23 protein-coding genes and 1 tRNA gene are annotated in these 25,815 nt (G+C 71.9%); 8 read left to right on the top strand and 16 right to left on the bottom strand.

Annotation, left to right across the window (positions count from 1 at the left end; translation table 11 throughout):
- The 5 genes from ABD466_RS22480 to cysS all read right to left on the bottom strand — a co-directional run bounded on the left by ABD466_RS22480 (position 1) and on the right by cysS (position 5,383).
- The gene (locus ABD466_RS22480; protein ID WP_344659107.1) at positions 1-828 is read right to left on the bottom strand and encodes a carbon-nitrogen hydrolase family protein; all 828 of its coding nucleotides are present in this window, start codon (positions 826-828) and stop codon (positions 1-3) included.
- An 88-nt stretch (positions 829-916) separates the two neighbouring features.
- Positions 917-1,765, bottom strand: coding sequence for a PHP domain-containing protein (locus ABD466_RS22485; protein WP_344659108.1), 849 nt, complete (start codon positions 1,763-1,765; stop codon positions 917-919).
- A 43-nt stretch (positions 1,766-1,808) separates the two neighbouring features.
- Positions 1,809-2,792, bottom strand: a complete 984-nt coding sequence (gene speB / locus ABD466_RS22490) for an agmatinase (protein ID WP_344659109.1) — start codon at positions 2,790-2,792, stop codon at positions 1,809-1,811.
- Positions 2,793-2,862: 70 nt separating this feature from the next.
- On the bottom strand, positions 2,863-3,876 hold the full coding sequence (gene rlmB, locus ABD466_RS22495) for a 23S rRNA (guanosine(2251)-2'-O)-methyltransferase RlmB (RefSeq protein WP_344659110.1): 1,014 nt from the start codon (positions 3,874-3,876) through the stop codon (positions 2,863-2,865).
- A gap of 97 nt (positions 3,877-3,973) precedes the next feature.
- Positions 3,974-5,383 (bottom strand): cysteine--tRNA ligase, encoded by a 1,410-nt coding sequence (gene cysS, locus ABD466_RS22500; protein WP_344659111.1) that lies wholly within the window; start codon positions 5,381-5,383, stop codon positions 3,974-3,976.
- A gap of 122 nt (positions 5,384-5,505) precedes the next feature.
- Between cysS and ABD466_RS22505 the strand changes: the two genes are divergently transcribed.
- Positions 5,506-6,690, top strand: a complete 1,185-nt coding sequence (locus ABD466_RS22505; protein WP_425558708.1) for a multidrug effflux MFS transporter — start codon at positions 5,506-5,508, stop codon at positions 6,688-6,690.
- Here the strand turns inward: ABD466_RS22505 and ABD466_RS22510 are convergent.
- On the bottom strand, positions 6,648-7,865 hold the full coding sequence (locus ABD466_RS22510) for a tetratricopeptide repeat protein (RefSeq protein WP_344659112.1): 1,218 nt from the start codon (positions 7,863-7,865) through the stop codon (positions 6,648-6,650). The genes ABD466_RS22505 and ABD466_RS22510 overlap by 43 nt on opposite strands.
- A gap of 113 nt (positions 7,866-7,978) precedes the next feature.
- On the opposite strand from ABD466_RS22510, the gene ABD466_RS22515 reads away from it, so the two are divergent.
- Entirely contained in the window at positions 7,979-9,655 is a 1,677-nt protein-coding gene (locus ABD466_RS22515) for a phytoene desaturase family protein (RefSeq protein ID WP_344659113.1), read from the top strand.
- 145 nt (positions 9,656-9,800) lie between these two features.
- On the opposite strand, the gene ispF is transcribed toward ABD466_RS22515, so the two are convergent.
- The 3 genes from ispF to ABD466_RS22530 all read right to left on the bottom strand — a co-directional run bounded on the left by ispF (position 9,801) and on the right by ABD466_RS22530 (position 11,614).
- On the bottom strand, positions 9,801-10,307 hold the full coding sequence (gene ispF / locus ABD466_RS22520) for a 2-C-methyl-D-erythritol 2,4-cyclodiphosphate synthase (RefSeq protein ID WP_344659114.1): 507 nt from the start codon (positions 10,305-10,307) through the stop codon (positions 9,801-9,803).
- Positions 10,304-10,996 (bottom strand): 2-C-methyl-D-erythritol 4-phosphate cytidylyltransferase, encoded by a 693-nt coding sequence (gene ispD, locus ABD466_RS22525; RefSeq protein ID WP_344659196.1) that lies wholly within the window; start codon positions 10,994-10,996, stop codon positions 10,304-10,306. The genes ispF and ispD overlap by 4 nt, the downstream gene beginning before the upstream one ends.
- A 135-nt stretch (positions 10,997-11,131) precedes the next feature.
- Positions 11,132-11,614 (bottom strand): CarD family transcriptional regulator, encoded by a 483-nt coding sequence (locus tag ABD466_RS22530; protein ID WP_015796693.1) that lies wholly within the window; start codon positions 11,612-11,614, stop codon positions 11,132-11,134.
- 324 nt (positions 11,615-11,938) lie between these two features.
- On the opposite strand from ABD466_RS22530, the gene ABD466_RS22535 reads away from it, so the two are divergent.
- Positions 11,939-12,205, top strand: coding sequence for a hypothetical protein (locus ABD466_RS22535; protein WP_344659115.1), 267 nt, complete (start codon positions 11,939-11,941; stop codon positions 12,203-12,205).
- Positions 12,206-12,503: 298 nt separating this feature from the next.
- Positions 12,504-12,989 carry a copper chaperone PCu(A)C gene (locus ABD466_RS22540; protein ID WP_344659116.1) on the top strand — a complete coding sequence of 162 codons (486 nt, stop codon included), beginning with the start codon at positions 12,504-12,506 and terminating at the stop codon, positions 12,987-12,989.
- Positions 12,990-13,047: 58 nt separating this feature from the next.
- Here the strand turns inward: ABD466_RS22540 and ABD466_RS22545 are convergent, their stop codons facing one another.
- Positions 13,048-13,776, bottom strand: coding sequence for a prepilin peptidase (locus ABD466_RS22545; protein WP_344659117.1), 729 nt, complete (start codon positions 13,774-13,776; stop codon positions 13,048-13,050).
- A gap of 131 nt (positions 13,777-13,907) precedes the next feature.
- Here ABD466_RS22545 and ABD466_RS22550 point away from each other — a divergent pair, with 131 nt between their 5' ends.
- Entirely contained in the window at positions 13,908-18,299 is a 4,392-nt protein-coding gene (locus tag ABD466_RS22550; RefSeq protein ID WP_344659118.1) for a type VII secretion EssC family protein, read from the top strand.
- Between the two features lie 57 nt (positions 18,300-18,356).
- On the opposite strand, the gene ABD466_RS22555 is transcribed toward ABD466_RS22550, so the two are convergent.
- Complete coding sequence (locus ABD466_RS22555) at positions 18,357-19,007, bottom strand: ribonuclease H family protein (protein WP_344659119.1); 651 nt, start codon at positions 19,005-19,007, stop codon at positions 18,357-18,359.
- A 101-nt stretch (positions 19,008-19,108) separates the two neighbouring features.
- On the opposite strand from ABD466_RS22555, the gene ABD466_RS22560 reads away from it, so the two are divergent.
- Positions 19,109-19,181: transfer RNA gene (locus ABD466_RS22560), tRNA-Thr, on the top strand.
- Positions 19,182-19,189: 8 nt separating this feature from the next.
- Here the strand turns inward: ABD466_RS22560 and ABD466_RS22565 are convergent.
- Together ABD466_RS22565 and ABD466_RS22570 are read right to left on the bottom strand one after the other, a co-directional pair.
- Positions 19,190-19,993 carry a hypothetical protein gene (locus ABD466_RS22565; RefSeq protein WP_344659120.1) on the bottom strand — a complete coding sequence of 268 codons (804 nt, stop codon included), beginning with the start codon at positions 19,991-19,993 and terminating at the stop codon, positions 19,190-19,192.
- A gap of 70 nt (positions 19,994-20,063) precedes the next feature.
- A complete protein-coding gene (locus tag ABD466_RS22570) occupies positions 20,064-20,555 on the bottom strand; it encodes a hypothetical protein (RefSeq protein WP_344659121.1) in 492 nt (163 codons plus the stop codon).
- 401 nt (positions 20,556-20,956) lie between these two features.
- On the opposite strand from ABD466_RS22570, the gene ABD466_RS22575 reads away from it, so the two are divergent.
- Both ABD466_RS22575 and ABD466_RS22580 read left to right on the top strand, forming a co-directional pair.
- The gene (locus tag ABD466_RS22575) at positions 20,957-21,730 is read left to right on the top strand and encodes an ABC transporter ATP-binding protein (RefSeq protein WP_344659122.1); all 774 of its coding nucleotides are present in this window, start codon (positions 20,957-20,959) and stop codon (positions 21,728-21,730) included.
- A gap of 6 nt (positions 21,731-21,736) precedes the next feature.
- Positions 21,737-24,301, top strand: a complete 2,565-nt coding sequence (locus ABD466_RS22580) for an ABC transporter permease (protein WP_344659123.1) — start codon at positions 21,737-21,739, stop codon at positions 24,299-24,301.
- A gap of 55 nt (positions 24,302-24,356) precedes the next feature.
- Here ABD466_RS22580 and ABD466_RS22585 read toward each other — a convergent pair whose 3' ends face one another.
- The 3 genes from ABD466_RS22585 to ABD466_RS22595 form a co-directional block, all read right to left on the bottom strand.
- Positions 24,357-24,599: a DUF2630 family protein gene (locus ABD466_RS22585; RefSeq protein ID WP_344659124.1), complete on the bottom strand. Its 243-nt coding sequence runs from the start codon at positions 24,597-24,599 to the stop codon at positions 24,357-24,359.
- Between the two features lie 61 nt (positions 24,600-24,660).
- The gene (locus tag ABD466_RS22590) at positions 24,661-24,912 is read right to left on the bottom strand and encodes a hypothetical protein (RefSeq protein ID WP_344659125.1); all 252 of its coding nucleotides are present in this window, start codon (positions 24,910-24,912) and stop codon (positions 24,661-24,663) included.
- Between the two features lie 225 nt (positions 24,913-25,137).
- Positions 25,138-25,794: a hypothetical protein gene (locus ABD466_RS22595; protein ID WP_344659126.1), complete on the bottom strand. Its 657-nt coding sequence runs from the start codon at positions 25,792-25,794 to the stop codon at positions 25,138-25,140.
- Positions 25,795-25,815 lie beyond the last annotated feature (21 nt).

Raw genomic sequence — 25,815 nt, forward strand, 5'->3', positions numbered from 1 at the left:
TCACAGCTTCGCTCCGTACAGGTCGGTTCGTCGGTCTTGCAGATAGGTGTTCAGCTCCCGGGACGCGGCCAGGTCCGCCAGGTCCACGTCGGCGATCAGCAGCTCCTCGTGGTCCGAGCCGACCGCCAGTTCGCGGCCGTCGGGGGAGACCACCCGCGACTCGCCGGCGTACACGAAGTCGCGCTCCACGCCGACCCGGTTCACGTAGGCCACGAACAGCTGCGACTCGATCGCCCGGGCCGGCACCATCTGCCGCGGCACGTACTCGTACGGGCGCATCAGCGCGGTCGGCACCAGCAGCAGCTGGGTCCCGGCGTCGGCGTGCGCCCGCACCGTCTCGGGGAACTCGACGTCGTAGCAGATCAGCAGTCCCACCCGGACCCCGGCCAGGTCGGCCTGCACCACCAGCTCGTCGCCCGGGGCGAACGCCGCCCGGTCCACGTCGCCGAACAGGTGCGTCTTGCGGTAGTTCGCCAGGGGGAGCCCCTCGGCGTCGACCAGCTGGACCGCGTTGCGGACGACGCCGTCGCCGTCCACCTCCGGGTAGCCGTAGAGGATGGCGATGCCGTGCTGCGCGGCGATCCGCGCGACGGCCTGCCCCGACTCCCCGAACCGGCTCTCGGCGAGCTCGGCCACCGTCTCCGCGCCGATGTTGTAGCCGGTCAGGTACATCTCGGGCGTGACCAGCAGCTGCGCCCCTTGAGCGGCCGCCTTCGCCGCCGCGGCGTCCAGCGCGGCCAGATTGGCGCGACGGTCGGCGGCCGGGTCCGGCGAGCCGTCCGGATGATCGGTCGCCGGGGCTTGGAGGCAGGCCAGCCGCAGTGTCATGTGTCCAAGCGTAGATCTGCGGCGTCGAGCCGCATCTCGCCGCGGTGGAGAGGGTGGTGCGGGCGGCTCGACATATGGTCGTGGCCGGTCAGTCCCGCACCCAGAAATCGAACAGGTCGGCACCCGGCTTGAAGCCCGCGGCACGCGCCACCTCGACCGCTTCCCGGAAGCCTTTCCCGACGTTCTCGGGCAGATGCGCGTCGGACGCGAACGACACGCCCTTCCCGCCTTCCTCCCGCCACCAGCCGACGACCCGCGGATCCAGCGGCAGCCGGGTGTTGAACTCCATGACCTTGTCGGCGCGCGCCAGCGTGCGCAGGACCAGCCGGATGTCGGTTTCGAACTCCGTGAGATCGAAGCCGACCCGGTCGTGGGGCCAGTACCGTACCGGGTAGTCGATGTGGGTGAGCACCTCGAACCCGTCGAACTCCTCGATCAGCCGCACCGCCTCGGCGAGGTAGCCGCGGTAGACGGCGGCCGGGTGGGAGCCCTTGAACCCCCAGGACACGTCCAGGTAATCCTCGTCCCGCAGCGATGCGGAGTGCAGCGAGGCGAGGATCCGCTGGAATCCGCCCCGCTTCACCAGATCCGCGGTCCGCTCCGGGAACCAGTGCGCCTCGCTCAGCTCCACGCCCGACAGGATGCGCAGTTGCGGGAACCGGTCCCGGCACCGCTCCAGCGTCTCCAGGTAGCCCGTGAGATCGATGTCCGGCGGTGTCAGCACCCTGCGGCCATCGTCGTGGTGGACGGTGTGCGGCTCCCACTGCTCCGGCAGGACGAAGTCCGCGGGCAGCGTCGAGACGCTGAAGTCCGCGTGCTCGGTGAACGCGATCGACGGCAGCCCGATCTCGACCGCGCGCTCGCAGGTCGCCTCCATCGAGCCCCGGAAGGCGTCCCACGAGTACTCGCTGTGGACGTGGTTGTCGGGCGGTAGCACAACGATGAACGTACAGGATGGCCCCGAACCTTCGGGGCGGTGGCTACCGCCCCTGCATCGCGAGCAGCGTCACGAGATCGTACGCGACATGCGAAGCGGCCACCGAAGTGATCTCGGCGTGGTCGTACGCCGGCGCGACCTCGACCACGTCGGCGCCGATCAGGTTCATCCCGTCCAGCCCGCGCAGGATCTCCAGCAACTCGCGGCTCGTCATGCCGCCGGCCTCCGGAGTGCCGGTGCCGGGGGCGTGCGCCGGGTCGAGCACGTCGATGTCGATCGACACGTACAGCGGCCGGGAGCCGACCCGCTCGCGCAGCGCCTGCACCACGGCGTCCACGCCCTGGCGCATCACGTCCGCCGACGTCACGATGCCGAAGCCCATGCGCTTGTCGTCCGTCAGGTCCTGCTTGCTGTACAGCGGGCCGCGGGTGCCGACGTGCGACACCGCCGACGAGTCGAGGATGCCCTCCTCGAAGGCCCGGCGGAACGGTGTGCCGTGGGTGTACGGCGCGCCGAAGTACGTGTCCCAGGTGTCCAGGTGCGCGTCGAAGTGCAGCAGCGCCACCGGCCCGTGCTCGCGCGCCATCGTGCGCAGCAGCGGCAGCGCGATGGTGTGGTCGCCGCCGATCGTCACCAGCTTGGAGCCGGCCCGCACCAGCTCCTCCGAGTGCGCCTCGATCTGGCCCATCGCCTCTTCCAGGTGGAAGGGGTTGATGGAGATGTCGCCGGCGTCGGCGACCTGCACCGCCTGGAACGGGGAGAAGTCCAGGCCGGGGTGGTACGGCCGCAGCAGCTTCGACGCCTCGCGCACCGCCGCCGGGGCGAAGCGGGCGCCGGGGCGATAGGAGACGCCGGAGTCGAACGGCGCGCCCAGGATCGCCACGTCCGCCTTCTCGCCGGCCGGGAGCTGGTCCAGGCGCGGCAGCCGCGCGAACGTCGCGAAGCCCGCGTAGCGCGGGGTCTTCGAGGAGTCGACCGGGCCTATGGGGGCGGGGCGGTCCGTGCTGCTGCTTTCGATGCTCGCCATCGAGCTGTCTCCTTGCGTGGTGGTGCGGTGGTGCGGTGGTGCGGGCGTGCCGCGGTTCAGGGGTCCCGGGTCAGCCGCGGGCCTCGGCGCGCCGCCGGTTGACCTCGTAGAGCGCGATCCCGGCCGCGACGCCGGCGTTCAGCGACTCCGTCGAGGACGCGATCGGGATGGACACGGTCACGTCGCAGAGCTCGGACACCAGCCGCGACATGCCCTTGCCCTCGGACCCGACGACCAGGCACAGCGGGTCGGTGGCGGCCTCCAGCTCGTGCAGCGCCACCGCGCCGTCGGCGGCCAGGCCGGCGATCACCACGCCCTGCTTCTGGTACGCCTCCAGCGCGCGCGTCAGGTTCCCGGCGCGCGCCACCGGCACCCGGGCCCCGGCGCCGGCCGCGGCCTTCCAGGCCCCGGCGGTCATCCCGGCCGCGCGCCGCTCCGGCACGATCACGCCGTGTCCGCCGAAGGCGGCCACCGAGCGCAGCACCGCGCCCAGGTTGCGCGGGTCGGTGACGCCGTCCAGGGCCGCGAACAGCGGGTTCTCGGCGGCGGCGAACACCTCCTCGAGCAGGTCGTCGGGGTGCGCGTACTCGTACGCCGGCACCACCAGCATCAGACCCTGGTGCAGGGCGCCGTTGGTCATCCGGTCCAGTTCGTGGCGCGGTGCCTCGAGCAGCGGCACGCCCTGCTCCTGAGCCAGCTTCATCGATTCGCGGACGCGGTCGTCGCTGTCGATGTGCTGCGCCACGTACAGCGCCTTGGCCGGGATGTTCGCCCGCAGCGCCTCGACCACCGAGTTCCGGCCGGCGACCTGCTCCGGGCCGTCCTTGCCGGGGGCGCGGCGCACGGTCTTGGGCACGGCGCCGCCGCGCTGGCCGCCGCACGTGCCGGCGCCGGCGCGCTTGGCCGCCGCGGCCGCCCGGCGCTTGGCCGGGTGCCCGGTGCGGTCCTCCGCCTTGGGAGTCGGGCCGCGGCCCTCCAGCCCCTGACGGCGCTGGCCGCCGGAGCCCTTCTGCGCGCCCTTGCGCGAGCTCGAAGCCCCCGGCTTGTTCGCCCGGCCGCCCAGGCCGCCGCCCTTGCTTGCCATGTCCTTCTACCTTCTTCGTTTCTCTACAGCTTGGAACGACCGTGCCCCTCCCCACGCTACCTGCGGCGTGGAGGGGGCACGGTCGGGGTGGGGCCGCCTAGGCGACTGTCCAGCGCGGTCCGTTCGGCGTGTCCTCGACCGTGACACCGGCCCGGGACAGCTGGTCGCGGATGGCGTCGGAGGCGGCGTAGTCCTTGCGCTCGCGCGCCGCCTGCCGCTGCTCCAGGGCCACCTTGACCAGGGTGTCTACGGCCGGCCGCAGGTCGGTGCCGGAGCCGGCGGTGCCGGGCGCCCCCGTCCACGGCTCGGCCAGCGGGTTCATCCCGAGGACGTCCAGCATCTTCAGCACCGACGCCAGGTGCGTCGCGACGCCTTCCTTGTCCCCGGCCGCGAGCGCGGTGTTGCCCTCGCGGATCGTGGTGTAGAGCACGGCGACCGCGCCCGGGACGCCGAAGTCGTCGTCCATCGAGTCCGCGAAGGCCGCCGGCACCTCGGGCGCCGCCGCGGTGGCGCCGACCGTCTCGGCGGCCCGGGTGAGGAAGCCCTCGATGCGGCCGAACGCGGCCTCGGCCTCGCGCAGCGAGTCCTCGGTGTACTCGATCATCGAGCGGTAGTGCGGGGTGCCGAGGTAGTACCGCAGCACGATCGGCCGGTACTGCTTGGCCAGCTCGGAGACCAGCACCGAGTTGCCCAGCGACTTGGACATCTTCTCGTTCTTGAGAGTGACCCAGCCGTTGTGCATCCAGTACTTGGTGAACTGGTCGCCGAAGGCGTGCGACTGGGCCTGCTCGTTCTCGTGGTGCGGGAAGATCAGGTCCACGCCGCCGCCGTGGATGTCGAAGGCCGTCCCCAGATAGCGGTGCGCCATCGCGGAGCACTCCAGGTGCCAGCCCGGGCGGCCCGGACCCCAGGGCGTCTCCCAGAACGGCTCGCCCGGCTTCGACGCCTTCCACAGCGTGAAGTCGTGCGGGTCCTCCTTGTGCGTGGTCGGCGCCACGTCGTCGAGCGGCTGCTCCTCGAGGTTGTCGACGCTGAAGTGGGCCAGCGCGCCGTACTCGGGGAAGGAGCGCACGCGGAAGTAGACGTCGCCGCCGGCGGCGTAGGCGTGGCCGTCGTCGATGAGCTTCCGCATCATCGCGACCATCTCGGGGATGTGACCCGTGGCACGCGGCTCCACGGACGGGTCGATGCAGCCCAGCAGCCGGTACGCGTTCTGGAAGGCGTACTCGTTGCGCTGGGCCACCCGCCAGGCTTCGACGCCCTCCTCGGCGGCGCGGCGGATGATCTTGTCGTCGATGTCGGTGACGTTCCGTACGAACGTGACCTCGTGGCCGCGGTACTCGAGCCAGCGCCGGACGATGTCGAACGAGAGCTGGGAGCGGACGTGGCCGATGTGCGGCGGCGCCTGGACGGTCGCGCCGCACAGGTAGATGGAGACCTTGCCTGGTGTGACGGGTACGAACTCGCGCGTCGCGCGCGCGGCGGTGTCATACAGGCGGAGAGTCATTCCCCCAGGATACCGGCGCGTGGTAGTGGAAATCTTCTTCTCGGTTGGCATGGCACCATGGGTCGGTGACGACTCCGAACCGGGCTCCCGTGAAGCTGCTCCTGATATTGGGGTCGCTTTCCATGTTCGGGCCCCTGTCGTTGGATATGTACCTTCCGGCATTGCCGGATCTGGCGCATTCGTTCCACACGCGCGAGTCGAACGTCCAGCTGACCCTGACCGCGTGCATGATCGGTCTCGCCGTCGGACAGCTCGTGGCCGGGCCGATGTCCGACGCCTGGGGACGGAAAAAGCCACTCGTCGTCGGACTGAGCGCTTACGCGGCCACCTCTGTGCTTTGTGCGGTCGCCCCGGAAGTCTTCTCCCTCACCGCGGTCCGCTTCCTCCAGGGATTCGCCGGAGCCGCGGGACTGGTGATCTCCCGCGCGATGGTCCGCGATCTTTATGAGGGCGACGCGCTCACCAAGTTCTTCTCCACCCTGATGCTGGTGAACGGCCTCGCGCCGATCCTCGCGCCGGTCCTCGGCGGCCAGCTGACCCGCTTCATGAGCTGGCGCGGCGTGTTCGTGGTGCTGGCCCTGATAGGCCTCGCGCTGCTGGCGGCCACACTCCTCGGTATCAAGGAGACCCTTCCCAAGGAGGCCCGCGGTACCGGCGGTGGCGGCCTGCCCGCGACCCTGCGCACCTTCCGTGTCCTGATCCGCGACCGCCGCTTCATGGGCTACATCCTCACCGGAGGCTTCGCCTTCGCGGCCATGTTCGCCTACATCTCCGGCTCGCCCTTCGTCCTGGAGAACATCCACGGCCTGTCGAAGCAGGAGTTCAGTTATGTCTTCGGCGCCAACGCCCTCGGCATCATGATCGTCGGCCAGCTCGGCGGCCGCCTGGTCGGCCGCCTCTCCCCGGCCCGCCTCCTCGGCGCCGGCCTGGCCATGTCCCTGGGCGGCAGCACCATCCTGCTGGCCGCCACCGCCCTGCTCGGCGGCGACCTGCCCGGCACCCTGCTCGGCCTGTTCCTGATGGTCTCCGCCATCGGCCTGATCATGCCCCAGGTCACGGCCCTGGCGCTGTCCGGCTACGCCCCGGCCGTCGCCGGCGCCGCCTCCGCGATGATCGGCACCGGCCAGTTCCTCTTCGGCGCCCTCTTCGCCCCGCTCGTCGGCCTGGGCAGCAAGACCAGCGGCATGCCGATGGCGGTGGTCGTCTTCACCCTGAGCGCCGCCGCGGTGCTGATGCGGGTGCTGCTGGTGCGGACGTCGCCGGCTCAGACCGCGGCCGTGCCGGAGCCCGGGCTCGCCGCGGCCTGAGCCGCACTCACCACGGTCGCGCTCGCGCCGCCCCGCTTCACCGGACTCAACTCCGGCGCCTTCCGGTGCAGCGCCCCGCGTCCGATCAGGTGGCTGACGAGCCCCACGGTCAAGGTCGACCCGCCCTGCAGGTGCCCGATCGAGCTGCCGGTGATCATCCAGACGTGCGCGGCCACCGTCATGATCAGCGCGGTGCGCGTCTTCGCGTCCTGCCACAGGTACTCGACGAGGTAGCGCCACAGGTCGCGGCCGGCCTTGCGCGCCGGGCCGACCAGGAACACGGCGAGCACCAGCAGGACGGCGAGCGGGATCAGGAACCTGATGTTGAAGCCCGGGATGGCGACGCCGCCGAAGGCCACCAGCCAGCCGGCCGCCGCGCTGAACTCCATGGCGCGCAGCACCAGGCCGCCGACGTGGGCCAGGCTCTCGTCGTCGGGGCCGGGGCGGGAGGCCAGGACCGCCTCCAGATCGGAGACCAGGCCGCCGGGGGCCTGCACCTCGTCCACCGCCTTGGTCACGGCCGCCTCGAACTGCTTCGCCTCCGGCGCGGACTCCGGGTCCAGCTGCTCGGCCAGCTGCGCCGCCTTGCGGGCCTCGGCGGCCGCCTGCGACAGGTCGCCGCTGGCCTCCAGGGCGGCGGCCAGGCTCGCGCGGCCCTGCCAGACCTCCGGGCCCAGCCTCACCGCCTGCTCGGCCGCCGACACCGCCTCGGCCGGCCGGTCCAGCAGCCGCAGCGCCGATGCGCGCAGCCGGTGGCCCCACTCGTCGCCGGGGGCGAAGGTCACGACCCAGTCGGCGGCGCGCAGCGCCTTCTCACCGTCGCCGGTCTCCAGGTACACCCCGGCCAGCGCACGCCAGACGCGCACGTCCTCGGCCCCGGCCACGATCAGCTCGTTGAGGACGTCCAGAGCCTGCTGCCGCCGTCCCAGCTCCGCCAGCGCCTCGGCGCGCGCGATGTGACGCGAGACCTGGTCAGGGCTCAGCGACGGCACCGCCGCCGGCGCGGGAGGTGTTTCCCCTGGTTGTGGTGTCCCCTCAGTGGGGATGACTTCCACCGCCATGGTTTCCTCGAGATCTTCGCCGACCGTCTCGCCGGCCTCCCGCACCGCCGCCGCGACCTCGGCCTCGATCTCCGCCGCGGGCCGCCAGACCCGCTGTTCGTGCGTCTCGTCCACGACCCCGCCCGCCCCTGCTGACCGTGCACTCCGCTCGATCGTCAAATGCCTGGTATACCTCACCGCTGCGTCGCACCGAAAGACGCAAGGAGTTAAGTACTGTGCGACGTGGGATGATCGGGGATAGAGAGGGAAGGACGCCCGACGTGACCGTGGCACTGCCTGAACGAGCCGAGCGCACGCCCCGCCCCGGAGCCTCGCGCCACGACGTCGTCGTGGTCGGCGGCGGCCACAACGCCCTGGTGGCCGCGGCCTACCTGGCACGGGCCGGACTCCACGTCACCGTGCTGGAACGCCGGGACGAGGTGGGCGGCGCCGCGGTGAGCGCCACCCCGTTCGCGGGCCTGGACGCCCGGCTGTCCCGCTACTCCTACCTGGTCTCGCTGCTGCCCTACACCATCGTCCGCAACCTGGAGCTGGTCGTCGAGCTGCGCAGCCGCCCGGTCTCCTCCTACACGCCGCTGCGCCGCGGCGGCCGCGACACCGGCCTGCTGGTGGAACGCAAGCTCGGCGCCGCCACCGAGGAGAGCTTCCGCCGGATCACCGGCGGCGACGCCGACTTCCAGGCCTGGCGGCGCTTCTACGAGCAGCTCGGCCGGCTGGCCCGGGCGCTCGCCCCCACCCTGCTGAACCCGCTGCTGGGCCGCGGGCAGCTGGAGGCCCTGGCCCGCGAGGAGGGCGCCGGGCAGGCCTGGGAGTGGGTCTTCGAGCAGCCCATCGGCGTCGCGGTCGAACAGCACTTCGGCGACGACGCGGTGCGCGGCGTGGTGCTCACCGACGCCCTGATCGGTACCGACTCCTGGGCCGGCGACGCCAGCCTGAAACAGAACCGGTGCTTCCTCTACCACGTCATGGGCAACGGCAACGGTGAGTGGCGGGTCCCGGTCGGCGGTATGGGCAGCGTCGCCGAGGCACTGCACCGCTCGGCCGAGAACGCCGGGGCGCGCATCCTCACCGGTGCTGAGGTTCTGCACATCGACCCCGACGCCGGCGGCGGACGCGCCGAGGTCACCTACCGCGACGCGGCCGGCACCGAACAGACGGTCCAGGCCGGCTACGTGCTGGCCGGCGTGGCGCCCGCGGTCCTGACCCGGCTGCTGGGCCGCGGCGGCGGCGCCCAGGGCCCGCACCCGCAGGGCACCCAGCTGAAGATCAACATGCTGCTGGACCGGCTGCCCCGGCTGAAGTCCGGGGCCGACCCGCACGTGGCCTTCGCCGGCACCTTCCACATCGACGAGGGCGCCGGGCAGCTGCGGGACGCCTACCAGCGCTCCCACGACGGCGCGCTGCCGGACCCGCTGCCGTCCGAGGTCTACTGCCACACCCTCACCGACCGCTCGATCCTCGGCAAGGACCTGCTCAAACGCCCGGACGTGCAGACCCTGACGCTGTTCTCGCTGCACACCCCGCCCGGCGCCGCGAGCAAGGACGAGATGGTGCGGCGGGCGCTGGCCGGGCTGGACGCGTACCTGGCCGAGCCGCTCGCGGACTGTCTGGCGGTGGACGCCGACGGCGCGCCGTGCCTGGAGGCCAAGACCACCGAGGACCTGCAGGCCGAACTGGCGATGCCCGGCGGGCACATCTTCCACCGGGACCTGTCCTGGCCCTACGCCGAACGCGCGGACCAGGTGGGCAAGTGGGGCGTGGAGACCGGGATCGACAACGTCCTCATCTGCGGCGCTGGCGCGCGCCGCGGAGGCGGTGTGTCCGGAATCCCCGGCCACAACGCTGCACGTGCAGTTCTCGACCGCGTCGCCGACGCGGGTCGTAGGCGCAGCAGCGGGATATGAGGTTCACGTTTCCATTCCTAGCACACGGGGTTTCGGCGTTGTGCCGGGTCCGCGAATTAAGCCCCACGTTCGTGGGATGATCTCCGGCTTGTCGTCGTCTTGATGTCAGCGCCCGGTCATGATCCGGTCACCGGGTGACCGGCCGTCATGATCCGGCCGGACGGGGGACCACGAGCGCGGTGGCGATCCCGGCGAGCCCTTCGCCGCGGCCGGTGAACCCGAGTCCGTCGGTGGTGGCGGCGGCGAGCCGCACCGGCGCCCCGGCGGCCTCGGTCAGCACCCGCTCGGCCTCGGCGCGCCGGGCGCCGATCCGGGGCCGGACCCCGACCAGCTGCACCGACACGTTCCCGATCTCGTAGCCGGCCTCGCGCACCCGCCGCGCCGCTTCGGCGAGCAGCTTCAGCCCCGCCGCGCCGGCCCATTCGGGGTCGCTGGTGCCGAACTGCGCGCCGAGGTCGCCGAGTCCGGCGGCGGAGAACAGGGCGTTGCAGGCGGCGTGCGCGACGACGTCGGCGTCGGAGTGCCCGGCGAGCCCGACCTCGCCGGGCCAGTGCAGTCCGCCGATCCAGAGCTCGCGCCCCGCCTCGAACGCGTGCACGTCCACGCCGATGCCCACCAGGGGGAGCGGGGGGAGCGGGGGGAGCGCGGTCATCGCCGCCTCCTGAGCACCGCTTCGGCGAGGACGAGGTCGAACGGAGTGGTGATCTTGAAGGCCTCGGCGTGTCCCGGCACCGTGCGCACCGGCACGCCCAGGGCCTCGACCAGGCCCGCGTCGTCCGTGGCCGGGGCGTCGGGGTCGGCGGCGGCGTGCGCCTTGGCGAGGAGGTCGCGGGCGAAGCCCTGCGGCGTCTGCACCGCCCGCAGCGAGGACCGGTCGACGGTCGCGGTCACCAGGTCGCCCTCGACGGCCTTGACGGTGTCGGCCACCGGCAGCACCGGGACCACCGCGCCGGCGCCGCCGCGCACCGCGGCGATCACCGCCTCGACGAGGTCCACCGGGGTCAGGGCCCGGGCGGCGTCGTGCACCAGGACCACCGCGCAGTCCTCCGGCAGCGCCGCCAGCGCCAGGGCCACCGACTCCTGCCGGGTCGCGCCGCCGGCCACCACGCGGGTGTCGCCGGGCAGGTCGGCCAGCAGCCGCTGCACCTCGGCGACGCCTCCGGGACCCGGCGGCGCGGCCACCACGACCACGTCCACCGACGGTGTCGCGACCAGCGTCCGCACCGCGTGCACCAGCAGCGGCGAGCCGCCCAGCTCGCGCAGCGCCTTCGGGGCGCCGGGACCCAGGCGCTCACCCCTGCCGGCGGCCGGGACGATCACGGCCACCCGTTCCTTGCTCATGCTCACGGCCTGGGACTGTAGTGCAGAACAAGGCGCCGGCCCCGACGGCGCGATGCCGCGGGGCCGGAAAGCCTGCTCATGCTGAAACGATCGACCTGCTGATGACGTTCAGAACAAGCGCTCGAGAACGCCGGTTCAGGAGGCGAGGACCTCGTCGAGGATGGCGTCCGCCTTGTCCTCGTTGGTGGCCTCGGCCAGCGCCAGCTCGCTCACCAGGATCTGCCGTGCCTTGGCCAGCATCCGCTTCTCGCCGGCCGACAGCCCGCGGTCGCGGTCCCGGCGCCACAGGTCCCGGACCACCTCGGCGACCTTGATCACGTCGCCGGACTGGATCTTCTCGATGTTCGCCTTGTAGCGGCGCGACCAGTTGGTCGGCTCCTCGGTGTGCGGCGCGCGCAGCACGTCGAAGACGCGCTCCAGCCCGCCCTGGTCGACCACGTCGCGCACGCCGACGTACTCGGCCTTCTCAGAGGGCACGCGTACTGTGAGATCACCTTGCGCCACCTTGAGCACGAGGTATTCCTTCGGCTCGCCCTTGATCACGCGGATCTCGATATCCTCGATGAGCGCGGCCCCGTGATGGGGATAGACCACGGTCTCGCCAACCTTGAACGTCATGTGATATGTGCCCCTTCCGTGGCTCTCCAGGATACCACGCTGTACGCCCGTTCTGAAGACCGTTTGCGCAGGTCAGCGTACCCGTGGGGGCTTGACAAACCTGCACGCGGCGTGCTCACACAGCTCAATCGCCTTCGGCGGGACATCTCCGATCACCGTTTTCCGGGGTGCTGGATCTTGATTCTCCGCCCGTTCGCGGGCCGGCCGGGAATTCGTGGAATCCCGCGGGATTGCCGACCCCTCCGCTCTGGGCACAAGCCTCTGCGAAGCGCACAATGGCGCTACGGCTCCCGACGACGACGCGTGGGGTGGGGTGCAGCAAGGGTGAACAGTCCAGGCCGCGACAACGGCGATCATTCCTTCGGTTCCTTCGGCGAACCGGACGGCGACGGCATCGACTCCGGCTTCCCGGAAGTGGTCGTCCCCGACGACATCTCCGCCCTCGACGCCGAGGTGCGCGCCTACCGCCGCGAGGTGGCCCGGGCCCAGGCCCGGGCGCGGCGGCGCCACGCGCTGACGGCGCCGGTCCGGGCGCTGGCGAGGTTCGGCCGGTGGCTCGGGCGGATGTGCAGGTACGTCCTGCCCTGGTAGGCCTGCCCCGGTAGTACGTGTTCCGGCAGGCGGTGGCGGTGGGTCCGCGCAGCGGTGGTTCACGCTGCGCTCCACGCTGCGTCCGCGGCGTCGGCGCGCCGTGTGCAGCGCGCAGTAGCGAAAATCACGTCGCGTGCCGAGCCCCCGGGCCCGGAGCGGATCTGAGGCCCTTTTACACTTGCGTCGTCGCCACTGTTGATCGGGTGGTCGGGAAGTCGCATTTAAGGAGCGGCGGCTCGCGCTGAGCCCGAACGGCGGCGGCCCGTGAGCCGTAGCACCGTCTAGGAGCCGTTCCGCCGTGAAGAGCAATCGCATCGCCCTCGTCATCGCCGCTGTCGCCGGCACCGCAGCGGTCGCGACCGGCTGCGCCGCCGGACCCGGCGCCGCCACGCTGCAGATCCAGCCGAACTTCGCCGCCGGGGCCGCCGGGGACGTCCAGGCGCAGAACATGGTCGTGGTCGTCGACCCCGCCACTGGTGCCGCGCAGGTGACCGGGACCGTCATCAACAACGGCGACCAGGCGGCGACGCTGACCGGCGTCAGCCTCAACGGCAAGGCCGTGTCGCTCGGCAGCGCGGCCGGGCTGACCGTCGCGCCGCACGCGTCGCTGAACCTGGCCGCACCGACCGGGCCGAAGGTCGTGCTGGCCGCCTCCGGTGCCAAGGCGGGCCACAACTCGCCGGTGTCGCTGACCTTCGCCGGAGGCGCGGCCATCTCGGTGGCGGCGCAGACCGAGCCGAACACCGGCATCTACCAGCAGTTCCAGCCGTCCGCCACGAGCTGACGCGTCACAGAGCACGAAACCGGCCGTCCGCGTCACCGACGCGGGCGGCCTCGTCCGTTCACCCGAGGACCACCGCCAGCACCGCCCCCAGCACGAGGAACGGCCCGTACGTGATCGCGGACCGCCGCGTCATCCGCCCGGTCCGCAGCATGAACAGCGCGAACACCGTCGCGGCCGTCGTCCCGGCGAGGATCCCCAGCACCAGGTCGTTCCACCCGAGCCAGCCCAGATACAGGCCCAGCACGCCGGCCAGTTTGGCGTCTCCGAGCCCCATGCCCTCGCCGTCCGGCCGGATCCACGCCAGCGCCAGGAAGAACCCGCCCGCCAGGGCCGCGCCTATCAGGCCCCGGAGCACCGGCGTCATGTCCCGGGCCAGGTAGCCCGCGGTACCCAGACCCACCACACCGACCGCGGCCAACGGCGCCGTCAGCTGGTCGGGCAGCCGCCGTACCGCGATGTCGACGAACGACAGCACGACGCATCCCAGCGCGAACACCGTGAACGCCAACAGCGCCGGATCGTTCCCGAGCCGGTGTCCGACCACGAATCCACCGATACCGGCCACGACGGCCACCAACCAGATGCGCGGGCCGAGCATCCCGCGGCAGTGGCCGCAGCGTCCCGACCACACGAGGAACCGCAAGCCGCCCGGTGGGAACCGCGTGTCGCAGTGCCGGCACACCGTGCGCGCCGGCGTCCCGGCGTCCACCGACAACTGATACACGGCCCGGGCCAGTGCCGGTCCGCACAACGCCGCGACCAGCGCTGTCGCCACGCCGACCATCATCGGTCCTCCTGCTGTAAGGAGTTCGGAACCGCCGCGCGGGCGGGCCTGCGGAACCTGCGATCGGGCCTGTGTTCCAAGCCTGTCAGGGCGGACCTTATCCCCTAGGGGGATGGACCGTAGACTTCCGAACCATGCGTATGACGTTGACGGTGGTGGATCCGGTCCAGGGTGCTTGGATGGACGCGCTGCTGGACGCGGACGGGGAGTCTACGATTCCGCAGGTCGCGGACCAGTTGGGCCAGATGTTGGGGACTACGGGGCCGAATCCGGGCTCGCCTCCCCTGTTGTTCGTGGACGGGAACCTGATAGACCAGCGGCACTCGCTGGCCTCCTCGCCCCTGCGGGAAGGCTCGGTGGTGTCGCTGCACAACCCCTCCGGCTGTCTCCCGGCGGAGCCCTACGGCACCGTCGAGATCCGGGTGGCGGGCGGTCCTGACGCCGGCGGGGTGCACCGGATCAACCCCGGCTACGCCGACATCGGGCGTTCGCGCCGGAACCGCGTGAAGATCGACGACCCGGGGATCTCGGACTTCGCGCTGCGCGTCAGCCTGGACGTGCACGGGATGATACGGGTGGCCCCCTATGAGGGCGTCACCGCGACCCTGGAGAAGCAGCCCCTCCTCGGCGAGGCCGAGTGGAAGCCGGGCATGCAGCTGGTGATCGGCACCTCGATCCTCGAGGTCGGGTACTACACGCCGCCGGACGCCGCGCTCACGCCGTCCGACGACGGCGCCTTCCTCGACTACAACCGGCCGCCCCGGATCCTGCCGCCGGAGCGCCAGACCCGGTTCCGGCTGCCCAACCCGGTGAGCGAGGAGCACAAGCGGCCGTTCCCGATCGTGATGCTGGTCGCCCCGCTGATGATGGCGATCGTCATGGCGCTGGTCATGAAGCGCCCGCAGTACCTGCTGATGGCCGCGATGTCGCCGATGATGATGCTCGGCAACTACGCGCAGGACAAGAAGTCCGGCAAGAAGACGCACAACCAGCAGATCGCCGAGTACGAACAGAAGAAGGCCCGGATCGAGCAGGACGCCCGGGACGCGCTGAACCTGGAGCGCAACCACCGGCGCACCGAGTGCCCGGACCCGGCGACCCTGCTGGACATCGGCATCGGCCCGCGCCAGCGGCTGTGGGAGCGCCGCCGCCGCGACGCCGACCATCTGCTGCTCCGGGTCGGCACCCTGGACCAGGAGTCCGAGGTCGTGCTGGACGACCCCGAGCAGGACGAGCACCGGCGCCAGGTGGCCTGGACCGTGCCCGAGGCCCCGGTGAAGATCCCGCTGAAGGAGCGCGGCGTCATCGGCCTGGCCGGCCCGGCCGGCACCCCGCGGGCCCTGGCCCGCTGGCTGGTGGCCCAGACCGCGGCCCTGTCCAGCCCGGACGACGTGCAGTTCGTGCTGCTCACCGACTCGCACGCGCAGCAGGACTGGGAGTGGATGCGCTGGCTGCCGCACATGCGGCCGACCAGCGGGCAGAACGCCTCGGTGCTGATCGGCACCGACGCCGAGACCGTGGCGCAGCGCATCGCCGAGCTGTCCCAGCAGCTGTCGCACCGCATGAAGGAGCACCAGCTGGCCGGCGGCAACGAGGTCAAGTTCAAGGACCCGGACGTCGTGGTGATCCTGGACGGCTCGCGCCGGCTGCGCTCCATGCCCGGCGTGATCCAGATCCTGCAGCAGGGCCCGATGCTCGGCATCCACGCCATCTGCCTGGACGCCGAGGACCGCTTCCTGCCCGGCGAGTGCCAGGCCATCGTGGTGGTCGAGCCGCAGGGCCTGCGGGTGCAGCAGGTCGGCTCGGACATGATGCGCGGCGTCCGTCCGGACGCGGTGTCCCCGGTCTGGTGCCAGCGCCTGGTGCGCGGCCTGGCCGCGGTGCGCGACGTCTCCGGCAACGAGGAGGCCTCCGGCATCCCGAACGCCGCCCGCCTGCTGGACGTGCTCGGCCTGGAGCCCCCGACGTCGCAGGCGATCGCCGCCCGGTGGGCGATGGGCGGTGAGACCACGATGGCGCTGCTGGGTGAGTCCTTCGACGGCCCGTTCGGCATCGACATCCGCCGCGACGGCCCGCACGGTCTGATCGCCGGTACCACCGGTGCCGGTAAGTCCGAGCTGCTGCAGACGATCGTGGCGTCGCTGGCCGTGGCGAACAAGCCGACGGCGATGACGTTCGTGCTCGTCGACTACAAGGGTGGCTCGGCGTTCAAGGACTGTGTCCAGCTGCCGCACACCGTGGGTATGGTCACCGACCTGGACAACCACCTGGTGGAGCGGGCCCTGGAGTCGCTCGGCGCGGAGTTGAAGCGCCGTGAGCACATCCTGGCCGAGGCCGGGGCGAAGGACATCGAGGACTACGGCGACATCCGCAAGAAGCAGACCCAGCTGGCGCCGATGCCGCGGCTGCTGATCGTCATCGACGAGTTCGCCTCGATGGTGCGCGAGCTGCCGGACTTCGTCACCGGTCTGGTGAACATCGCGCAGCGAGGCCGGTCGCTGGGCATCCACCTGCTGCTGGCCACCCAGCGGCCCTCCGGTGTGGTCTCGCCGGAGATCCGCGCCAACACCAACCTGCGCATCGCGCTGCGCGTGACCGACGGCAACGAGTCCACCGACGTCATCGACGACCCGTCGGCCGGTTTCATCTCCAAGTCCACGCCCGGCCGCGCCTACGTCCGGCTCGGCGCCAACTCCCTGGTGCCGTTCCAGGCCGGCCGCGTCGGCGGCCCCCGCCCCGGCGCCAACATCGTGACCCAGGCCTCGGTCTGGAGCACCCGGCTGGACTGGCCGGCGCTGGCCGCGCCCCCGCCGAAGAAGCCCGAGGGGCCCAAGGCCGAAGAGGACGCGGAGATCACCGACCTGAAGGTGCTGGTCGACGCCATCCGTGAGGCCAACGCCGCGATGCAGATCCCGCCGCAGCACTCGCCGTGGCTGCCGGCCCTGCAGGAGACCGTGCTGCTGTCGGACGTGCCGCCGGTGCGCCGGCACGGCGGGCACGACCTGGCGCCGGTGCCGTGGGGCATCGACGACCTGCCGGCCCTGCAGGCCCGGCGGGCGGCCGCGCTGGACTTCGGCTCGCTGGGCCACGTGCTGGTCGGCGGCGCGCCCCGCTCCGGGCGCTCGCAGATCCTGCGCACCATGGCCGGGGCGATCGCGCTCACCCAGACCACGGCCGACGTCCACATCTACGGCATCGACTGCGGCTCCGGCGCGCTGCTGCCGCTGACCGCGCTGCCGCACTGCGGCGCGGTGGTGCAGCGCCAGCAGACCGAGCGCGCGGTGCGGCTGATCAGCCGCCTGGTCCAGGAGATCGCCACCCGCCAGGAGCGGCTGGCCCAGCAGGGCTTCGCCGGCATCGTGGAGCAGCGGCTGTCGGTGGCGCCGGACGAGCGGCTGCCGCACATCGTGGTGTTCCTGGACCGCTGGGACGGCTTCCTCGGCTCGCTCGGCGAGGTCGACGGCGGCACCCTGGTGGACCAGATCCAGAAGATCATGCGCGAGGGCCAGGGGGCCGGCGTGCACCTGGTCATCACCGGCGACCGGCAGGTGTTCAGCGGCCGCATCGCGTCCCTGACCGAGGACAAGCTGTCCTTCCGCCTGCCGGACAAGCAGGACTTCGGCCTGATCGGACTGCACCCGCGCAAGATCCCGGACAAGATGGCCATCGGCCGCGCCTTCCGGGCCGAGTCCGGCCTGGAGACCCAGGTCGCGCTGCTCACCGCGGACCCGTCCGGCCAGGCCCAGGCCGCGGCCCTGACCGCGATCGCCGAGCAGGCCAAGGCCCGCGACGCGGCGATCCCGCGCAGCCGCCGGCCGTTCCGGGTGGACGTGCTGCCGAACCGCATCTCCCTGGCCGAGGCCTGGGAGCTGCGCGACGAGTCGTCGGCCGGCAAGCCGCTGTGGGCGCTGGCCGGCGTCGGCGGCGACGAACTGGTGGGCGCCGGCCCGGACCTGTCCGACGGCGTCCCGTCCTTCGTCATCGCCGGCCCGCCCAAGGCCGGCCGCAGCACCATGCTGCAGATGATGGCCCGCACCCTGGTGGTGCAGGGCGCGTCGGTGGTCCTGGTGGCCCCGCGCCCCTCGCCGCTGCGCAAGATGGCCTCCGAGCAGGGCGTGCTCGCCGTGCTGGAGAACGGCGGCGACCTGAGCGAGGAGGCGCTGCGCGGCGCGATCGAGCAGGCCGCCGGCCGCCCGGTCGCGGTCCTGGTGGACGACGCCGAACTGCTGAAGGACGCCCCGGCCGGCGCGGTGCTGAAGGAGATCATCACCTACGGCGCCGAGCGCGGCCAGGCACTGGTGATCGCCGGTTCGCCCGAGGACCTGAACGCCGGGTTCAGCGGCTGGCACGTCGACGCCCGCAAGGGCCGCCGCGGCGCCCTGCTGTCGCCGCAGTCGCCGATGGACGGCGACCTGATCGGCACGCGCATCCCGCGCAGCGCCGTCGGCGGCCAGGTCCAGCCCGGGCGCGCGCTGCTGCACCTCGGCGACGGCGAGGTGCGGACGATCCAGGTGCCGACGGAGTGAGGTGATGAAGCGGCGGGGCCGGGGGCGAACCCCCGGCCCCGCCGCTTTTCCCGGGGGTCAGCCGCAGCCCGGGTGTCCCCAACGACCGCTGGAATGCTTCGCGATCTTCTCCCCGGCGGCGTAGGGACGTCCGCAGGAACAGGTGCCCGCGAACTTCGCCTTGATGGTGACGGGCTTCTTGGCGGACGAGCTACCTTGAGCCGGACGGTCCGGCGTCCCGGGCACCTCGGCCGCGCTCTTCCCAGCCAGCCCCTGCTGGCTGACCGCCACGGCGCTGGCCGCCCGGTCCGCGAGATCGTTGAACTCGTCCCCGTTCGCCTGGTGCGCGGCGACATGCACGAACCGTACGGTCCGGGCCGCCAGCAGCGCATCGATCTCGCGGATCAGCTCGGCGTTGGCCACCGGCTTCTTCGCCGCGGTCATCCAGCCGTTCTTCTTCCAGGCGGGCAGCCACTTGGTCACCGCGTTGATCGTGTACTGCGAGTCGAGCCGGGCCTCCAACTCCACGTCCGGCCCCACCTCCAGCAGCAACTCCCGCAGCGCCGTGAGCTCGGCGATGTTGTTGGTCGCGTCTCCGAGCGGCCCCGCCTTCCACCGCAACACCGCCCCGTCACCGTCGGCGAGCACCCAGGCCCACGCCGACGGTCCCGGATTACCTTTAGTGGCCCCATCGCTGGCCCCGATGAGCCGTTGTTTCCCGCTGGACATCCGTCCATGGTGGCAGACACCGACAACTGACTGGGGCAACACCCTCCACGTTCGATACCATGGCGACGGATCCGCTCGGCCACGGCCGACACCGGGTTCCGGCCGCTGTGGCGCAATTGGCAGCGCACCTGTCTTGTAAACAGGTGGTTAGGGGTTCGAGTCCCCTCAGCGGCTCTCTTCTCTCACTGCGCGTCCGGCCACACCGTGGCCTCCACCCGCACATACGCGAACCCCGACGCGTCCCGCCCCTGTGCCAGCACTGTCACCACCGCGTACTGGTTTCCCGGGTCGACCGGGCTGTGGCCGACGCGGATGCAGTACGAGTCGCCGTCGGCCGCCGTCACGTGCTCGTCTCCCTCGGCGAGGATCAGCGTGGCGCAGGCAGCCGGGGTCGGAGCCGCGGCACTCGTCCACTTTGCCGCGCCCCAGCCGGCCGCGAAGGTTCCGTTCCACGTGTCCGAGCTGATGTCGGGGGTGCCGGAGCGGTCATGGCTCGGGGGAATGGTGGCCAGGGAGATGCCGATGGGGTCGACCTGGAGCGTGCCCTGCCATTGCGGGTCCACGGCGGCCGGCGGCCGGCTCGGTCGGGACGGGGGAGTGGTCGGTACCAGAACGCTGGACGTAGGCCGCCGCGAAGGCGTCGGGCCGGGTGAGGAGACGGACATCGGTCCGGTACCGGCGCTCGGCGACGGGCTCGACGTGGGCCGCGTTCCCGAAACCGTCGTCCCCGGCGGTCCCCCGCTGCTCGGCCCGCCGTCCGGAGCCTTCGGAGCCCCTGTCGTCCCGGGCGCCGCCATGACCGTCGTCGTCACCGCCGTCGACGGGCTCGCGCCCGGACCCGAACGCAGCAGCGTGATCGTGCCCGCGACGGCCGCGAGCAACGCCGCGCTCCCGGTCAGGACCGCAGCCGGCGGCTTGGCGTGCTCCGCGAAGCGGCCGCGGTGCCGGCCGCTCCCGCCGCCGCGACCGCCTGGCGCGCCCGTCACGTCAACCCCTGCGAGAGAGAGCCTTGATTGCCTGTCAGGCCGGCCGCCGTGCGGCCGATCAACGAGATGGTCAGCGCCGCGGCGGGCTCGGCTGCACCGGGCGGCCCGGCGGGGGCGGCAGCGGCCCGGGCGGCGGGTCCTTCGGTGGGCGGTGCGGATTGGTCACCGAGTCGAGCCCGGCCGACGCCGCCGATCCGGCCAGCCCGGCCAGCCCGGCCCGCGCCCATCCGGCGCCCACCGCCGCCGCGACCGCCACCACCGCCGCGGGCTCCGCCAGCGGCATGAAGTCCCACGCCGGCGCGTCGAAGCCGGTGCGGATGGTCAGGAACACCTCGAAGCCGGCCGGCCCCGCCGACCGGTCCCCGTCGCGCAGCGGCGGCGGGTCGTCCCACGCCCCGTCCCCGAAGCGGGCCGGCATGTGGCCGAAGTACTTGCGGGCCCGTGAGCAGTCGGTACCGAGGATCGACCGGCCGAGGCACCCGGCGCAGAGCATGAGCCCGGTTTCCGGATCCCGCCCGGCCGCGTTCCCCTCGCAGCCGCAGAAGTGCTGACAACGTCGCATCGTCCCTCCCTCCCAGGGATCAGCGCGTAGAGCGTAAGCCCTTAAGGGGGACATGATCAGCGGTTTGGCGGCCTGGATCACTCCAACGGGTGGCTTTCGCCCCGGCTTGGCCCGATCACGGCACCCGGTCGCCGGAAAGCCCTCCCCCGTGGCCGTCCGCGGGCGTTCGCGCAGTTCACGTGCCCCGGCCCAGTGCGCGGCCCGACTTGAGTCGCATCCGGAGCCCCACCGCAAGTCGTACCCCGCGGGCCCCGAGCACCGCCTGGCGGCTACGCCATCACCACTCCGTCGGCCGACGCCCCGCACCCCCGCCGGAACCTACCTTTCTGCTGGGGCCGGATCCGCCCCGCAGCCACCCGCACATCCCGGCTCACCGCACGCTTCATCGGAGGGGTTCCATCATGTCCGCACTGCCCGCGCCCACGCCCGGCGGCCCGGCCGTCCTGGCCCGCGACCTCGTCAAGACCTACGGCTCCGGCGCCACCGCCGTGCGGGCCCTCGACGGCGTCACCGTCGGCTTCGGCCAGGGCGAGTTCACGGCGATCATGGGGCCGTCCGGGTCCGGCAAGTCCACGCTCATGCACTGCCTGGCCGGCCTGGACACCGCCACCTCCGGCTCGGTGCGGATCGGCGGGGTGGAGCTGACCAAGCTCAACGACAAGGCGCTGACCCTGCTGCGCCGGCGGCGCATCGGCTTCATCTTCCAGAGCTTCAACCTGCTGCCCACCCTCACCGCCGAGCAGAACATCCTGCTCCCGCTGGACCTGGCCGGGCTCAAGCCGCCGAAGCAGTGGTGGGACCAGGTGATCGGGGTGCTGGACCTGGGCGGCCGGCTCAAGCACCGGCCCGGCGAGCTCTCCGGCGGACAGCAGCAGCGCGTGGCCTGCGCCCGGGCTCTGATGAGCCGCCCCGAGGTGGTGTTCGCCGACGAGCCGACCGGGAACCTGGACTCCCGGGTCGGGGCCGAGGTGCTGTCGTTCCTCCGGATGAGCGTGCGCGAGCTGGGCCAGACCGTCGTCATGGTCACCCACGACACCACCGCGGCCTGCGCCGCCGACCGCGTGGTGTTCCTGGCCGACGGCCGGATGCAGGGGGACCTGCTCGCGCCCACCCCCGACTCCGTCACCGCGCAGCTCCGGATGATCCGCCCCGACCGCGTCGCCGTGGGGGAGTGACCGGCCGTGTTCAAGACCGCTCTGGCCAATCTGCGGGCGCACAAGGCCCGCATGCTGTTGTCCTCGATCACCGTGCTGCTCGGCGTCGGCTTCGTCGCCGGAACCCTGATCTTCACCGACTCCATCCGCGAGTCGTTCTTCTCCAGCTTCGCCCGCCAAGCCAGGAACGTCGACGCCGCCGTGGTGCCCGCCAAGGGCCTGCAGGTCGCCGACGACCGCCGCGACCAGGACACGTTCGTCGGCCCCGCGGCCCTGGACGCCATCCGCCGCCTGCCCGACGTGGCCTCGGCCGAGGGCCGCGTCGTCGGACCGGCCCCGGTCCTGGATCAGACCGGCAAACTGCTCAAGAAGTCCGGCCGCACCGGTGTCGGCATCGCCTTTCCGGCCGACCGTTCCCTGTCCTCCTTCGACTTCACGGCCGGCCGCGCCCCCGCCGCCGCCACCGAGGTCGCCCTCGACAAGATCACCGCTGAGGACGAGCACTACGCCGTCGGCGACCACCTCACGGTCGTCGACCACGCCGACCAGCGCCGCGTCTTCACCGTCGTCGGCCTCTTCGACAGCAGCGTCGACCAGACCTACCAGGGCGAGTCCGTCGCCGGCTTCGACACCGCCACCGCGCTGGACGTCACCGGCCGCGGCGGCTACGACCAGATCGTCGTCCGCGCCAAGGCCGGCGTCGGCGAGGACAAGCTGGTCGCCGAGCTCACCGACCTGCCCGCCCTGGACGGCAGCGGCGACAAGCTCTACACCGGCACCCAGCTGGAGACCGAGCTCGCGCACAAGGCCACCGGCTACACCGACAGCTTCGGCCGAGTGCTGCTGGTGTTCGCCGTGATCGCCGCCCTGGTCTCGGCCCTCGTCATCCAGAACACCTTCCAGATCCTGATCGCCCAGCGGGCCCGCGAACTCGCCCTCCTGCGCTGCGTGGGCGCCACCCGGCGCCAGGTCTTCGGCAGCACCCTGATCGAAGCCTTCGTGTTCGGCACTCTGGCCTCGGTGGCCGGCTTCTTCGTCGGCATCGGCTTGTCCAAGGGACTGGGTCTGCTGCTGCACGCCGTCGGCCTCACCATCCCCACCGACAACCTGGTCGTGAAGCCCCAGTCGGCGCTCTACGCCATCGCCCTGGGCATGATCCTCACCGTCGGCTCGGCCCTGTTCCCGGCGCGCGCGGCCACCCGCGTCGCCCCGGTCCAGGCGCTGTCGGCGCAGCAGGGCGAGACCCGCGTGACCCGCAAGGCCGGCCGGGTCCGCATCGGCCTGGGCCTGGCCCTCGCGGCCGTCGGCCTGGGCATCGGCTACCTCGGCATGCAGAACAAGGACCCGGACAGCGGCTTCTTCACGCTCACCGGCGGCGCCTGCGTGGTCTTCGTCGGCGTCCTGGCCCTCGGCCCGGTGATCACCGCCCCGGTGATCCGCGTCCTGGGCTGGCTCCCCGGCAAGGTCCTGGGCCCCACCGCCCGCCTGGCCACCGCCAACGCCGGCCGCAACCCCCGCCGCGTCGCCGCCACCACCGCCGCCCTCACCATCGGCATCACGCTGGTGACGATGTTCACCGTGGTCACCGCCTCGATCAAGGCCTCCGCCACGGACTCGATCAAGAAGCACTTCCCCTTCGACTACCAGGTGGTGGCCGAGCCGGACCGCGCCGTACCGCCGGGCATGGTCGCCAAGCTCAAGGGTCTGCCCGAGCTCTCCACCGTCGCCGCCGTCTACAGCGGCAAGACGACCCTGAACGGCCGGGGTGAGCAGACCGCCGCCATCGATCCGGTGGGCTACCACACCCTGATCGACCCGATCATGAAGCAGGGCTCGATCAGCGACGTGGTCCCGGGCACCATCGCCCTCCAGGACAACCAGCTCGGCGACCTGAAGACCCAGGTGGGTCAGATGGTCACCGTCACGGGCAAGAACAACACCACCGCCACCCTGAAGGTCGTGGCGACCTACGGCGACTCCGGCATCGGCATGCCCGAATCGGTGATGGCCGTCCCCGACTTCCAGAAGCTGGTGTCCTCCCCGGGCCCCGACACCGTCACGATGCTGGCCAAGCCCGGCGTCACCCCGGCTGCCTCCCGCCACGCCGTCGAGCAGGCGATCACCGACGACAGCTTGCTGACCATCTACAGCGTGGCCGACTACAAGAAGGAACTCTCCAGCGGCCTGGACCAGATCCTCGGCCTCTTCACCGGCATGCTCGGCCTGGCCATCCTGATCGCCCTGATCGGCATCGCGAACACCCTGTCCCTCTCGGTCCTGGAGCGAACCCGCGAATCCGCCCTCCTGCGGGCCCTGGGCCTGACCAAGCCCCAACTCCGCCGCATGCTCCTCGCCGAGGCCATGCTGATGGCGGTCCTGGGCGTCACCCTCGGCATCGCCATGGGCGGCGGCTTCGGCTGGGCCCTCGTCCACATGTTCACCAAGGCCACCGGCAGCGGCACGCTGACCATCCCCTGGGCCCAGCTGCTTCTCTACGTCCTGGCAGGCGCCCTGGCCGGCACCCTCGCGGCCGTCGTCCCCGCTCGCCGCGCGGCCCGCCAAACGGTGGCGGCGGCCATCACCGAAGCCTGAGAACCCCCTCGCATGACGAAGGGCCCGGCGTATACGCCGGGCCCTCACGCGTTTTCTACTGCAGGTATCCCTCGACTTCCGGTACGGACCGCGCCTTGGCGTCCCCCGGATTCCCGCCGGTCTCCGTCTTCGCCCGCCGCTGCCGCAGCAGATCCCAGCACTGGTCGAGTTCGTTCTCAGCGGCCCGCAGCGCGGCGAGGTCCTCGTCGGTGGGGTTCGGATGCGCCCGCAACCGATGCTCCTCCGCCACGAGCTCCTTGATGCGCGCCCCGATCCCGGCGTCATTGGTGTCAGCCATGGGTCAACGGTATGCCGACAGCGCCCGCGGCGCAGGATTTGGACGTCCGAGCAGGGAAGATCTAGAGCCCGATGATCCGCCGCAGCCGCCGGAAAGGCGCCCGCAGCCACAACCCGCGCTCGGTCCGCTTGGTCCGGGCGTTGCCCGTCCGCGGCAGGACCGCGATCATCGTCTCCAGGGCCTCGGTGGCGTTGTCGTCGCCGCGCGCGGCGGGCGCGTCCACGATCGCCGCGAAGTGCCGGTCCAGCCGGTCGGCGACAGCCTGTCCGCCCAAGTTCAGCGGCGGCACACCGACCCGCCGCGGCGGGGTCATCTGACCCACCGCCGTCGGACCGCTTGCCTGAGACATCGCCACCCTTAGAAGGTATCGCATCGTGCCCCACGCGGCACAGAGGTTCGGTGTTCCGTTATCCCGCCGTGCCGCGTGGAGAATGTCACATCGGATCAGGGCCCTGTCTGATCAGCGTGCTGACCGGCGATCCGTCCTGATCGGCGGTCGTGACGTCGCAGAAGCCTGTGTCGCGCGTCGGCCCTCGGGCTACAGCCCGCCCGGGAACGAGAAGGAGGACGGCACGTCCGGCGTGGCGTCCTTGGCCCCCACCCACACCACGACCTCGTCATGCGACTTCAGCACGTACGCCGCCGGGTCCCCGGCGACCTCCTTGCCGTTCACGATCAGCTTGAGCGCCTTGTCCGCCCCGACGGTGACCGGTCCGACCTGCGTGCTCGTCAGCGGCTGCCCCCACTCCGTGAACACCTGGCCGAGCTTGAACGGGATGTCCTCGCCCGACTCGATGTGCAGGATCCCGGTGGCGTCGTGGGTGTGCAGCGCGGTGATGGTCTGCGCGTTCTCGTCGATCCCGATGTACTGCGGCACCGTGACCTTCTGGCCGTCCACGATCACGTCCAGGTGCGCGTGGTAGTGCACCTGAAGCATCTCGTTGCCCAGCATCTGCAGGCCGGCCTTCTTGGCCGTGGACGACTGGTCCGGGTTCCGCGCCCAGGAGCCGGAGGTCCCACCGGAAGCCGGAGAATCCGGGGAACTCGACGAGGCGGCGGAAGTGGACCCGCCGGAAGCCCCGGCGGAACCGCTCGAACCGCTCGAACCACTCGACCCGGACGACGAGCAGGCGGTCATCACGAGGGCCGTGGCCGCGGCCGCAACGGCGACCGCAGCGCGCTTGGGGATACTCATGGCGCCTAAAGTACTTCAATC

The sequence above is a fragment of the Catenulispora subtropica genome, assembly GCF_039531675.1.
Lineage (GTDB): Bacteria > Actinomycetota > Actinomycetes > Streptomycetales > Catenulisporaceae > Catenulispora > Catenulispora subtropica.